This window comes from Sphingomonas sp. DBB INV C78, assembly GCF_042693015.1.
GTDB lineage: Bacteria > Pseudomonadota > Alphaproteobacteria > Sphingomonadales > Sphingomonadaceae > Sphingomonas_E.
In genome coordinates this window covers 814,851-827,494 of the sequence record NZ_CP170544.1, presented here as the reverse complement: position 1 = coordinate 827,494, position 12,644 = coordinate 814,851, and the positions used below count along the sequence as shown (strand labels likewise).

Annotated in this window: 10 protein-coding genes; 5 read left to right on the top strand and 5 right to left on the bottom strand. The window is 62.6% G+C overall.

The window, feature by feature from the left end; all coding sequences use genetic code 11:
* Nucleotides 1-31: 31 nt before the first annotated feature.
* Nucleotides 32-766 (top strand): Crp/Fnr family transcriptional regulator, encoded by a 735-nt coding sequence (locus ACFB49_RS04105; RefSeq protein ID WP_380876313.1) that lies wholly within the window; start codon nucleotides 32-34, stop codon nucleotides 764-766.
* Between the two features lie 65 nt (nucleotides 767-831).
* Here the strand turns inward: ACFB49_RS04105 and ACFB49_RS04100 are convergent, their stop codons facing one another.
* Nucleotides 832-1,170 carry a UrcA family protein gene (locus ACFB49_RS04100; protein ID WP_380876310.1) on the bottom strand — a complete coding sequence of 113 codons (339 nt, stop codon included), beginning with the start codon at nucleotides 1,168-1,170 and terminating at the stop codon, nucleotides 832-834.
* 545 nt (nucleotides 1,171-1,715) lie between these two features.
* On the opposite strand from ACFB49_RS04100, the gene ACFB49_RS04095 reads away from it, so the two are divergent.
* Nucleotides 1,716-4,148 (top strand): TonB-dependent receptor, encoded by a 2,433-nt coding sequence (locus tag ACFB49_RS04095; protein ID WP_380876307.1) that lies wholly within the window; start codon nucleotides 1,716-1,718, stop codon nucleotides 4,146-4,148.
* On the opposite strand, the gene ACFB49_RS04090 is transcribed toward ACFB49_RS04095, so the two are convergent.
* Together ACFB49_RS04090 and ACFB49_RS04085 are read right to left on the bottom strand one after the other, a co-directional pair.
* A complete protein-coding gene (locus ACFB49_RS04090; protein ID WP_380876304.1) occupies nucleotides 4,139-5,446 on the bottom strand; it encodes a mechanosensitive ion channel family protein in 1,308 nt (435 codons plus the stop codon). The two genes, ACFB49_RS04095 and ACFB49_RS04090, sit on opposite strands and share 10 nt — an antisense overlap.
* A gap of 148 nt (nucleotides 5,447-5,594) precedes the next feature.
* On the bottom strand, nucleotides 5,595-7,691 hold the full coding sequence (locus ACFB49_RS04085) for a TonB-dependent siderophore receptor (protein WP_380876301.1): 2,097 nt from the start codon (nucleotides 7,689-7,691) through the stop codon (nucleotides 5,595-5,597).
* Nucleotides 7,692-7,932: 241 nt separating this feature from the next.
* On the opposite strand from ACFB49_RS04085, the gene ACFB49_RS04080 reads away from it, so the two are divergent.
* From ACFB49_RS04080 to ACFB49_RS04070, 3 genes are read left to right on the top strand one after another with little or no spacing between them, the layout of a single operon-like run.
* On the top strand, nucleotides 7,933-8,238 hold the full coding sequence (locus tag ACFB49_RS04080; protein WP_380876298.1) for a hypothetical protein: 306 nt from the start codon (nucleotides 7,933-7,935) through the stop codon (nucleotides 8,236-8,238).
* Nucleotides 8,235-9,821, top strand: coding sequence for a PepSY-associated TM helix domain-containing protein (locus ACFB49_RS04075; protein ID WP_380876295.1), 1,587 nt, complete (start codon nucleotides 8,235-8,237; stop codon nucleotides 9,819-9,821). The genes ACFB49_RS04080 and ACFB49_RS04075 overlap by 4 nt, the downstream gene beginning before the upstream one ends.
* Nucleotides 9,818-10,087, top strand: a complete 270-nt coding sequence (locus ACFB49_RS04070; RefSeq protein WP_380876292.1) for a hypothetical protein — start codon at nucleotides 9,818-9,820, stop codon at nucleotides 10,085-10,087. The genes ACFB49_RS04075 and ACFB49_RS04070 overlap by 4 nt, the downstream gene beginning before the upstream one ends.
* 227 nt (nucleotides 10,088-10,314) lie before the next feature.
* Here the strand turns inward: ACFB49_RS04070 and ACFB49_RS04065 are convergent, their stop codons facing one another.
* The gene (locus ACFB49_RS04065; RefSeq protein ID WP_380876289.1) at nucleotides 10,315-10,926 is read right to left on the bottom strand and encodes a class I SAM-dependent methyltransferase; all 612 of its coding nucleotides are present in this window, start codon (nucleotides 10,924-10,926) and stop codon (nucleotides 10,315-10,317) included.
* A 5-nt stretch (nucleotides 10,927-10,931) separates the two neighbouring features.
* Nucleotides 10,932-12,566, bottom strand: a complete 1,635-nt coding sequence (locus tag ACFB49_RS04060) for a DUF6065 family protein (RefSeq protein ID WP_380876286.1) — start codon at nucleotides 12,564-12,566, stop codon at nucleotides 10,932-10,934.
* Between the last annotated feature and the right edge of the window lie 78 nt (nucleotides 12,567-12,644).

Below are 12,644 nucleotides of genomic sequence, written 5' to 3'. Positions count from 1 at the left end.
TCATGGTCGAAGGGCGATGGGGGCATCCATCATGAACCTGCTAAACGGCTATGCGTCGGCCTTTAAACCGCTTCCCGAAGCACTTCGCGTAGAATTGGATCCTCATCTTACCCAGGTACGGGCCCGCGCGGGTCAGACGATTCTTGCGCTCGGCGCGTCTTCCACGAGCGTCTATCTCGTTCTTGAGGGCCGGGTTCAGGTCGCCATCTATTCGCTCGGTGGCCGGGAGATCATCCTGCGCAACCTTTCTGTCGGCGCGATGTTCGGCGAATTGGCGGCAATAGATGAACGCCCGCGTTCCGCATCCATCGTCGCGCTCGATCCCAGCGTGCTGGCGAGTATACCGGGGGCAATCTTCCGCAAATGCGTCAGTGCTTCGCCTGACGCCGCCTTATGGATGATGCAGCGCCTCTCGAGCCAGGTGCGTGATCTCACCGACAAGATCCTGGAGCGCAATGCGCTGCGCGTCACCGGGCGCCTGCACTGCGAGTTGCTGCGATTGTGTGGCTCAAACCACTCGGGTCGCGAGCATGTCGAAATATCGGGGTTTCCCACGCACGCTGAACTTGCCTCACGCATAGGCACAAATCGCGAGGCTGTTTCTCGGGAAATGAGCTATCTGCAGCAACAAGGAGTTGCCAGCAAACGGTCGGAAAAGACGATGGTGATCGATCTGTCCGCCCTTACGGCGCTCGCACAGCAAAGCGCCGGCGACTTTGCGGCACATATCCTGGCATCTGCAATCGATCAGGCCAAGTCAGACTGAGCGCGACATCTTTTAGGGGGGATGGCGACCGTCAGGCACCATCCCCCTAGCGAGCACTTGCTGCTTCACAGGACAGGCAGTGCCGACGCGACCTGGATCTTCTGTGCGCGTTCGACAGCGGCCAGGACCTGCGGCCGGGCAAGTTCAAGAGCGTGCCGGCGGCAGGAGGTTTCGCGATGATCGGGTGCCATTACACATACCCGGCGCGCCGCGCGACTAATACGCCGATCGAGCGTCGCGCGACCTTCCGCAGTGCTCAGATTAAGGTCGGCATAAGAGACACGCGCCGTCGCAAACTGTTCTTCGACAGGTCGGATAGATGCCGTCGACGGAGTGGTGACGAGTAGGATCGCCCCTATCGCGCCCAGTGAAGGAACGCGGACAAGTAGAAGTGGCTTCAGCATGTGATCCTCCAATATTTGCTCCCGCCCGCAATCCGCCGCGACGGCGCTACAGCTGGCAGGACCGATCCCTTCTCGCGATCGGTATGCGGAATTTGGAGATTTGCGGTGTCAGCGTCCGTGCGGCCGGCCACGGCGGGGCGGTGACATTTATCACGCAGACCGGCGTGATCCGGACCATTGCTATGAGCCTCGATCGCCAGCAGCTCAAGACGGCCTCTGTTTCGCCTTCATTATCCCGGCTGGTTCATCGTCGGATCGATCATCGCGCCGGACGAGTACGGAGCTAAAGTTCATCAAAGTCTACTAAAACAATTATTATATTTGCACAGAAATATCAAATTTTATCGATGCTTAGGCGAAATCCTGTGCGATTTAGCAATCTATTGTCACGGGCTAGATACATAACAGACAATCGGTCCCTTCAAGTTCGCCCCGCACGTCGAGCCGTGATCGTGGGCACTCCGGCATCCTGAAAAGCCAAATCGCCTCCGCCCTCGGTTTCGACCCAAATTTGTCTACTGATTTAAGAGAATTTGAGGGGCGATATGAAAAGATTGAATGCGCGGCCGCTGCTCGTGGTTTCGATGATGGGAATAGCCTGGTTGCCGCTGCCAACCTATGGCGCGGAAAGTGTCGAGCCGGCGCTGGAGTCAGGCGGACATGGCGAAATCCTAGTCACCGCGCGGCGGCGTCAGGAGGCTGCGCAGGACGTGCCGTTGGCGATCTCGGTGCTCGATTCCCGCGCCATTGAGGGGACGGGTAGCTTCAATGTCGCCCGCATCACCCAGCTTCAACCTTCGCTGCAATTCTATTCGACCAATCCGCGCAACTCGGCCGCCAATATCCGTGGCTTGGGCGCGCCGTTCGGACTGACCAACGACGGCATCGAACAGGGCGTCGGCGTCTATATCGATCAGGTCTATAACAGCCGCATCGCCGCCGCGACGTTCGACTTCCTGGACGTGGAGCAGGTGGAAGTGCTGCGCGGCCCACAGGGCACACTCTACGGCAAGAATACGACTGCCGGCGCCATCAACATCACCACGCGCGCGCCCAGTTTCGATTTCGAGGGCCGCGCCGAGGTGACGGTTGGCAATCTGGAATTTGTCCAAGCCAAGGCGTCGGTTTCGGGGCCGCTGGTGGAGGACAAGCTCGCGGTGCGCCTTGCAGCTTCGAAGGGCAGCCGACGCGGAACGATCTACAATGTCGTCACCGATCGCTGGGTGAATGAGCAGGACAATCTCGGCCTGCGCGGAGCGCTGCTGTGGCGCGCCACAGATAGCCTCGATCTCACCCTATCGGCCGATTATAATCGCCAGGACCCGGAATGTTGCGCGCAGATCTATGTCCGCACTGGCGCGACGCAGCGGCCGCTGAGCCGCCAGTTCGCAGGGCTCGCTGCCGCCTTCGGCTATGCTCCACCCAGCACCAATGCGTTCGATCGGCTGACCGATCTCGATTCCGCGCTGGATGCCTATCAGGAGATTGGCGGCGCATCGCTGCGCGCCGAATGGGATTTCGGCCCCGGCACGCTCACGTCCGTCTCCGCCTGGCGTTTCTGGAACTGGGGCCCATCCAATGACCGCGACTTCACCGGCCTGCCGATTACGACGGTTTCGGCTAACCCGTCCAAGCAGGACCAATATTCGCAGGAGTTCCGCTATGCGGTGACCGGCGATCGGCTGGATTATGTGGTTGGCCTGTTCGCCTATCACCAGCGCCAGCACACGACCGGCGCGCAGGAGCAGGGGCCGGCGGCCAGCCGCTGGCTGCTCAACCCCACCAGCGCCAATGCCAACAATCCTGCGGTGCTCGAAGGGCTGCGGTCTGAAAACGACATCCTGCTCAAGACGACAAGCCTTGCCGCCTTCGGCCAGTTGAGTTGGCGTGTCACTGACCGGATCAAGGTGCAGCCGGGCTTGCGCGTCAATTATGACAAGAAATCGGGTAGTTACGAAGCTGTCGTTCGCACCGGCAACGGCGAGCTGCTGGTCTGCAACCCGCCGCCGACGAGCAGCGTGACGCGCGATCAATGCGCGACACTGCCGCCGCAAAGCTATTCGCCCAAGTTCAGCGACTGGAACATCTCGGGCGACCTCACGGTGTCCTACGAGATTTCGGACGATGTGCTGGGCTATGCGACCTATGCCAAGAGCTTCAAATCGGGTGGCATCAACCTGGCCGGCCTGCCCCTGGATGCAAGCAATAATCCGATCCTGAGCGCCCAGACGGTCAAGCCGGAGGACGTCAATCATTTCGAGATCGGTCTCAAGACCCAGTTCTGGGACAGCCGTGCGACCTTCAACCTCGCCGGCTTCTGGACCGAGATCAGCGATTATCAGGCGACCGTCACCAACGGCCAACTTGGCGTACTGCGCGGCTATCTGGCCAATGCCGACAAGGTGCGTGTGCGCGGTATCGAGGCGGATTTCAGCGTGCGGCCGAATGAGCGCCTGTCGCTCTATGCGAGCAGCGCCTTCACCGATCACGAATATGTGCAGTTCGTCGACGCCCCCTGCCCGCCTGAGCTTGCCGGCGGCACCACCGCGCAACCGGGCCAGACGCCAAGCGCGCCGGGAACGCCCGGCGGCATCAGCCCAGCCAATTGCGACATCTCCGGCCAGTGGTTGCCCGGCATCTCAAAATGGGCCTTTTCCTACGGCATCGAATATCGCCTGCCCGTGGAATTGCTCGGCAATGACGGAGAGGCCTATGCGGCGTTCGACGGCAATTACCGGTCGAAATTCTCGTCCAACCCGTCGCGTTCGGCCTATACCGACATTGCCGGCTATTCGGTCGCCAATTTCCGGTTCGGCTTCCGCAAGGATGATCGCTGGGATGCGTCCTTCTGGGTTCGCAACGCCTTCGATGAGAAGTATTACGAGATCCTGGCCACCCAGTCGGGCAGCACCGGCCTGGTCGTGGGGCAGCCGGCCGATCCCAGGACCTATGGGCTGACGATCAGAACTCAGTTCTGATCGGGGCGATCGTCCGAACGCAGATTGGCATTGCCTGCCCGATGTCCGGAGACATGGTGCAGATGCACGTCCTGCTGCGGGTACGGCAGGCCGATCTGATGTTCGCGGAACAGAACCCATAGTCGATTGAGGATGTCGGACTGGACATTGCCGACACCCTGTTCGGGATCGAGAATCCAGACCATGATGTCATGTTCCAGGCCCCGCTCCCCGAAGGAGAGCAGCCAGACACTGGGTTCGGGCACCGGCAACACGCGACGCGACTCCTTCGCCGCCTGGATCATCAGCTTCTGCGCGAGCTTCAGGTCACTGTCGTAAGAGATGGTGACAGGGATGTGGATGCGAACGTCGCGGCTGGAGAAGGACCAGTTTTCGACCGCCTGGGTCATCAACTGCTCGTTCGGGATCAGATGCTCCTTGCCGTCGCGCGTGATGACCGACACGGCGCGGACCCCGATCTTGTTGATCGCGCCAAAAGTATCGCCGACGGCGACGACATCGCCCGGCTTCACCGATTTGTCCATCAGCAGGATCAGGCCAGCGATCAGGTTGCCGAACGTCTTCTGCAGGCCGAAGCCGACGGCCAGGCCAAGGGCGCCGGAAAAGACGGTGAGCGTCGTGAGGTCGATGCCGAGCACGTCGATGCCGAGCAGGATCGCGAGCAGCACCACGGCGAGGCTGCCGAGCTTCTGGACCAGTGCGCGCTGCGAAAGATCGAGCGCGGTGAGGCTGCCGACGGCGTGGGTGAGTATCTGATTTCCGATCCGGGTGGCCGCGTACAATATCGCTGCGACGAGCAGGAAATTGACGAGGCTCAGAAGCGATATGCGCCGCGTGCCGACATTGAGCGCGGTCGCATCAAGGCTGGCGTCGAGCGGCGCGAGGCCGCCGAACACGCCGGTCACGACGAGGACGAACAAGGCGAGGCCCAAGAGGACGCAGGTCCAGACCGGCAGGCCCGAAAGGCGCAGCAGGTTGCCGAGCAGCATTGCGAGCGCGGCGCCGAGGCCGGTCGCGACGACGATCGTCGCCGAGGTCTGGAACGGGAGCAGCGAGAGCGGGACGATGAGGAACAGGGCGGCGGTTGCGTAGCGGAGCAGGCGGGGCAAGCGGCGGCCGATCGCTGCGCCGCGTTCGCCGGGCCAGGCCCTAGCCCATTTGCGGCAGACGGGGCCGCCCCAGCGGGCTGCGAGGTGACCGGCCAGTGCCGCCAGGGCGACGAGGATCGCGGCGATGACGATCTGGCCCAGTGGCGAGGTCCAGCCGATTGCCAGGAGCCAATCGCGAAGATCTGTCATCAATGGCGACCCGATCAAGTTCAGTGTCTGGTTTATACTGAAAAAGGGGGCGCTGGTAACAACTTGTTCGTTTCGGAAGGCATGTAGGAAATATCGGAACAAATGTTGGAAATTCCCGGCCGCATGCCCTGCGGCCGGGGGACATCATTCAGAAGCGGTAGCCGACCGTACCCATCACGTTGCGCGGTGCGCCCATGAAGCAATCGCCGCGGGCCAGGCAGGAGGCGTAATATTTGTTGTTAAGCAGGTTCGTGGCGTTGATCGCGAAGCGCCAGTTCTGCCAGTTCACTTCCGCCAGCGCGTCGACCGTGGTGTAGGACGGCGTGACGACAGTGTAGAGTTCGCCCGCGGGAATGGCGGGATTGAGGCCATAGGGATCGATCGCGCCGGTCGACTTGCGCTTGCCGGCATAGACGACACCCGCACCCAGGCGCAGTTGGGCATCGTCGACCAGCCCGAAGGTCTTGGTTGACCAAACGGAAGCGGTGTGGCGCGGCATATATTCGAGGCTGCTGTTCACCTCCGACTTGACCTGGTTGTAGCCGTAATTGAGCAGCAGCTCGAAATCGCCGGGCAGCGTGTGGCTTGCCTCGAACTCGATCCCCTTGGTCGTCAATTCGCCTGACTGGGCGATGACGTTGCCCGGCAGATAGAGAACGCGGTTCCGCTCCTTGATGTGGAAGGCGGTGACGGTGACCAGCGTGTTACGCTCCGGCTGCCACTTCACGCCCGTTTCGAACTGCTTGCCGGTTTGCGGCTTCAGGCCATCGCCGTTGCTGTCGCTGCCCGCGAGCGGCAGGAAGCTTTCGGTATAGCTGAAGAAAGGCGAGAAGCCGGCGCCCAATTCGCCGATGATGCCGGCGCGGAAGGTGGTGGCATTATCCTTGTTGCCCGCCGAGGACGTCACGCGGTCGCGGCGGGCGCCCAGCACCACCGAAACGCGATCCCAGAGGCGAATCTGGTCCTGCACATAGATGCCGAGCTGCTTCTGGCTGTCATAGGTGAAGGGGCCGCTGGGGTCGTAGGTCAGCAGGGCATCATAATCGATGTCGTACAGATCGATCACCTCGAAGCCGAAGACGCCGCGCTTGCCGACCTTATTCCAGCTATAATCGATACCAACCAGCAGCTTATGTTCGATATCGCTGCCGGTGTTGAAGTTGAACTGCAGGTTATTGTCGGTCGAGAAGACGTTCATCTTCGCGTCGCTGGCGTCCGCGTAGAGGCCAATGGTCCGGCCGTCCGTGCCGTAAACCGAATAGGGATCGGTGGGGTAGGTGTAGCTGTCGGCATAATGGGTCTTATATTCAAGGTCGCTGTCGATATAGCGGGCCTTGAGGCTCAGCCGGATATTGTCCGAGAAGCGATGGGTGATGGAGCCGCCGCCCTGGAGCGACCGGCCGGCATAGCGATCCCAGCCCGGCTTGCCGACGAAGGTATATTGGTCAAGCTGCCCTGTCGGATTGGCGGGATTGGGCCGGAAGGTGCCGACGATCGGCAGGAACTGCGAGGTCGAGCCGGTGTCATCCTCCTGATAGAGGCCGACCAGCACGACGTCCGTGTCAGGCGTTGGCTGCCAACGGATCGAAGGCGCGAACATCACCCGGTCATCGGGCACATGATCGACATAGGTGTCGGCATCGCGCACGCGGCCCACGGCGCGGATCGCGAACGTATCCGACACGGCGTAATTGACGTCGCCCAGCAATTCCTTGCGGTCGTAGCTGCCATAGACGGCGTTGAATTCGCCGCGCGTCTCGAAATCGGGGGTCTTGGAAACGAGGTTGACGAGGCCGCCGATCGAACCCTGGCCGAACAGCACAGACGCCGGGCCGCGCACGATTTCGACGCGCGAGAAATTATAGGGGTCCGCCGTGATGCTGGCATAATAGCTGAAGATGTCGCGCATGCCGTCACGGAACTGCAGCGCATCAATGCCGCGCACGTTGAACCCGTCGACGCGGGTGTCGCGGCCATAGGGGTTGGCAAGGACGTTCGCGGCATATTTCACCGTGTCGCTGATGCTGATCGCGCCCTGCGAGAGATATTGTTCGGACGTGATCACCGTGATCGGCTGGGGCAGTTCGATGAGCGGCGTTTCGGTCTTGGTGCCGGCATTCGCGCCGGTGACGATGATCTCGTCGCTGCTGACGTCCACCGCATCGGCGGCTTCCGCCACCTCGGCCGCCGCGATCTGCGGCCATAGGATGAGGGCCGCTCCGGCCAATGCGATTGTCTTCTTCACGAATTCCCCCTCGATCGTCCAATATCACTGTCGGCGCGGCGCATAGAGCTATTGCATTCTATTCGCAATAGCGAATGGGCAACCGGGATGCACCCGTCCCAATTCCGGCGCCGATGGACGAAGGGCAAGCGAACGGGAGACATTAGTTCAGCCGCTCGATGCTTGCGCACGGGCATTATTGCTAATAACGACTCGCAACAGCACTGGTCCGGCACATCGCCCATCGACCAGCAGGAGGACGATGTCGCCGAGCGCTCGCAAATGGCTGCGGATATTCTTTGCCGGACCGGGTGCCGTGATCATCGCCATGGTGATCATGGCGGGTTCTACATTATGGTTGCCGCGCGGCGCGGCGGGCATCGATAATCTGGTGCTGCCCTTGGTGCTGGTTCCGCTGATCTGGGCCGGGCTGTTCTTTCACGCCTGTCTGGATTCGAAACTGGCCCGTGTCGCGATCGTGGCGATCGGCCTGCTGGCGATCCATGGCGGGCTGGTGGCACACAAGTTCATGACCAAGGCACCGCCTGCTGCGGAGGAGCACCAATGATCCATCTGCCGAAGGAAGAAACCAAGCTGATGGTCGCCGTCCACGGCTGGTCGGGCATCCTGCTCGGCCTGCTGCTCTATGCGGTGGTGCTGACCGGCATGACGGCCGTGTTCGCAGAGGAGATCGGCGCCTGGTCCGCCGGGCATGTCGAGAAACAGTCGGCATTCGAGCGGCCGATAGACAAAATCGTTCGCGATCTCGGCGCGCGGACGCCCGCGAAATATCATGAGGGCGCCGACATCTTCGAGATTGGCGACCATAATCTCGGCGTCTTCTTCCATCGGCACGAGACCGACCCCGACGGCACCTTCGTCAGCCGTGGCGTCTATTATCAGATGGACAAGGAAGGCCGCATCGCGAGCGAGCAGCATGGCACCGGCGAAGAGATTTTCGGCCCGCGCAACGATGACGCGCTGAGCCATTTCCTGGTCGACACCCATGTCCGCCTGCACGTCCCCGATCCCTGGGGATTGCTGCTGACCGGCATATTGGGCCTGGCGATGCTGGTCGCCGCCATTTCCGGCCTGCTGATCCACCGCCATCTGTTCAAGGATATCTTCACGCTGCGGCGGAAGGCCAATCCCGTGCTGGTCGATCGCGACCGGCATAGCGTGGCCGGCACCTGGAGCCTGCCCTTCGCGTTCATCCTCGCCTTTACCGGCAGCTTCTTCTCCTTTTTCGGCACCATCGGCGTGCCGACCGTCGCGATGGCCGCTTTCGGCGGCGACGTGGCGGCGCTGAACGACGCGGTGTTCGGCAATCCGGCCAAACCCGACACGCGGCCGGTGGCGGTCGGCAATCTCGACCGGATCGCGGCGGATTCCATCCAGCGGACGGGCGAGGCGCCAATCTTCGTCGCGATCGAGAATTTCGGCCGGGCGGATTCCCAGATCAGCAGCTTCCACAACCCTAAGGCCGGCGACATCGAGCCGATCACCCTGCTCTACAAGGGCGCGACGGGCGAGTTCGAGCGCACCAAGCCTTCGATCGGCACCAGGCCATCGGCCGGCGGCACGCTGGCGGCGATCATGTCGCCGCTCCATTTCGGCAATTTCGCGGGCATGCTTTCCAAGGCGATCTGGTTCGGGCTGGGTTTCGCGATGTGCTATGTCACGCTGACCGGGCTACGGCTGTGGCTGGCGCGCCGGCGTGAAGGCAGCCGATCGCTGGAATGGCTGGAGCGGACGGTGAGCGTGATCGGCTTCGGCCTGCCCTTCGCCTTGCTCGTCTGCGCCGCCGCCTTCTTCATCGCCATGCCGCAGGGCAGCGCGGTGTTCTGGACGCCGACCGCCTTCCTGATCGCATCCGCCGTGGCGATCGTCGCGGGCATATTGCTACCGTCGCGTGTGGCGCTGGATCATGCGTTGCAGATCGGCATGGGCGCGGTGATGATTGCGCTCCCCGCCCTGCGGCTGGTGATGGGCGGTCCCGGCTGGGCGCAGGCGCTCGGCGCCGGCCAGCCCATCATCGTCGCGCTCGACATCGCCTTCGTGCTGGCCGGCGGCTGGATGATCTGGCGGTTGTTGGCCGCCCGCACCCAGCGCGAAGACACCCCTCCCTCTTTGTTGCAGCCGGCCGAATGACCGCCTTGACCCTTGCCGCGATCGCCTTTTCGACGATCATCATCGTCCTGTTGTGCAGCGGCGACCCCAAGCGCCGGCGCAGCGCACGGCTTGACGGCGCCGGCCAATCCACGGGCACACGCCGCCTGCTGGTGGCTTTGCTCTGCCTGCCGGGGCTGGGGTTCGCGCTGATCGGCGATGCCGCCGCCTTCCTGATGTGGCTGGGCGCCTGCGCGGCAATCGGCTGGCTGGTCGCGATGTGGTTCAGCCGTGTTGGGACAGCGTAGACAGTTCCGATCGCGACCTTCGGGTTTGAGCCGATGCCGTTTTCTCCGTCACCCCGGGCTTGACCCGGGGTCTCGCTTCTTCTGATCTTTTGTCACGGTGCCCGATGCGGCGGTGGCGATACCGCTGTAAGCCTCTCGGCTCAAGCTCCCGTAAAAGCGGGACCCCGGGTCAAGCCCGGGGTGACGAGAAGAGTTGGTGAAGTCCAGCGCCGGAACGGGAACAAGCTTCAGCCGCTGACGGGCCGGCGCAGCATCCAGATGCGGCGTTCCACCGTGAAGGGAATGCCCAACGCCTTGCAGAAATCGTCGATCGTCCAGAGGACGTCGGGGTGGGTGCGGGCGCAATCGTCCCCACACAGGATGCCGCCGGGCTTCACCCGCGGATACCAATGGGTGACATCGGCGTGGAAGCCGGGATTGTGGTGCAGCCCGTCGAGGAAGACGAGATCGAGGCTGTCGAGCGGCCAGGCCCCGAAATCCTGGGGGCTGTGCCCGCGGATCGCGGTGATGTTGGGGCAATCGCTCGTATAGAAATCGAAATTCTCGCGCGTGCCCCAATTGCCCTGGAAGCGCGTGCTCTTGCCGAAATCATCGTCGGACGCCTCCCCCGCTTCGGATTTGGAGGGCGGCGAGAAGGGATGCTCGACCGGGTCCCAGATATCGACGCAGGTGACGGAGACCGTCGGATCGACCGATTTCGACCAGCACCAGGAGGATCGCCCGCAGAACGGCCCGACCTCCAGCATGGCGCCACCCGGCGGGATCGTGCGCGCCAGCCGTTCGAGTATCTTGAGTTCGGGCTCCGGCATCCAACCGGGTATGTCGAGATTATAGGGCATCGCGTTCAGACCGGATGGGTGGCGTAGAAGTCATTGGGCCAGCGGAAATTGGTGTGGGTGAAGGTGATGCTGAAATCGAGCGCCGTCACCTGATGCCACCAGCCGAGCGGGATGAAGAGGGTGTCGCCCGGCTCCATCACCACCTGATGCACCTGCAGCCCTGAAAGCTTGGGGAAGCGTGCGACGATGTCCGGTTCGGCCAGGTCGCGGATCTGGCTGTAGACATGATAATCATTGTAGAGCCGCGGCGTTTCCTGCGGCGGGACCAGCAGGATGCGTTTGCGGCCGACGATCTGGAACAGCAGATTGTTGGTGAGATCATGGTGCAGCGGGGTGAAGGTGCCCGCCGAGCCGATCCAGGGCATGCCGTAGGGCGCGTGCGCCTCTCGGTTTAGCAATTTATCCATGAAGCCGAGATCGGCCTTCAGCGGCTCCAGCGCCGCCTCGTTCGACGCGCTGTTATAGGCGGTCAGATATAGATCATTGCCGTGGTCGGCCCGCGTGATCCGATCGATGAACTGGTCGAAGGGCATGCGGATGCGATGATCCGCCATGTTGCGTTCGAAATCCGGGTCGGCGCCGCGGTTGGACTGCACCTCGATCTCGCGGCTGCCGATGAGCTGTTTCAGATAATCGGGAGTCCAGCGATCGAGCGCGGGCCAGTCGGTGAGTTCGCTGTCGAGTATGACCGGCTGGTTCGCGGCATAATGCTCGGCGAGGAAGCTTTCGGCCGTGATGTCCGCCTTGCGCTCGATCACGCGCGGGGCGAGCGCGCGGAGTTGCTCCATGCTCGCCAATATCCATGCGAGCTTGGCGGCCTCGCGACTGTCCGCCGGTGGCGCGGGCGCGGCTTCATGTTGCACCGGGCAGGCGGGGGCGGCGCGCGCCTCGCGATGGAAGCCGGCGGCACCATCGAATTCGGCGAGGCGGAGCTTGGACTGGTGATCGGGAGCACCCGGCGTCCCATCCGCCCGCGCGCCGCGATAATAGAATTTCTGCCATTTATCGCTGGGATTGTCGGGCGGATTGCGCCCCATTTCGACATGGAAGGCGTCGCGCGAGCGGCTCCATTGCTCGAACTGCTGCTTGAGCTCCTCGTCGCCCTCGATCGGCAGGATGCGCGGGGTGACGGCTTCGAGCAGGCGGCGCTCTACGGGGAAGAAGAAGCAGAAGGGTTCGTTCTCCTCGAACCGGACGACATGGTTGGGCCGGGTGAAGCGCCAGTTCATCGTGAAGCTGTAGGGTGACCAGTCGGTCTCGATCACCCCGCCCAGCGGGGCGACGCCATCCTTGGCGTGATTGGGCGAACCGCCGACCCAGAGATTATAACCCTCCGGCGTCCGCAACAGGCCTTCGATATGGAAGGTGAAGGTGCCCTGCCCGAACAGCGACACCGGCGCGACATGGGCGGGCGTGCCGGGGTCCGGGCGGACCTCCACGTCCGCGACGCCATTGCCGCCCTTCCAGACCGCCTCGAACCCGCAGGGGCTCAATATCTCCCACCCGTGCGCATTGGCGATGTTGAGCGGCAGGCAACGGTAAGCGAAGCGTTCGGGCGTGCCATCCATCCATTCGCGCCGCGAGGATGCCGCCCGAATGCGCGGCTGCCAGCCCTGATAGACATAGCATCTGAGGTCCATGAGGAGGCAGCCTATCGCCCTCGCCTGCCAAATCCTAGCCGCACCTGCCGCAAGTCACAGATGACCCCAGATTTCCGA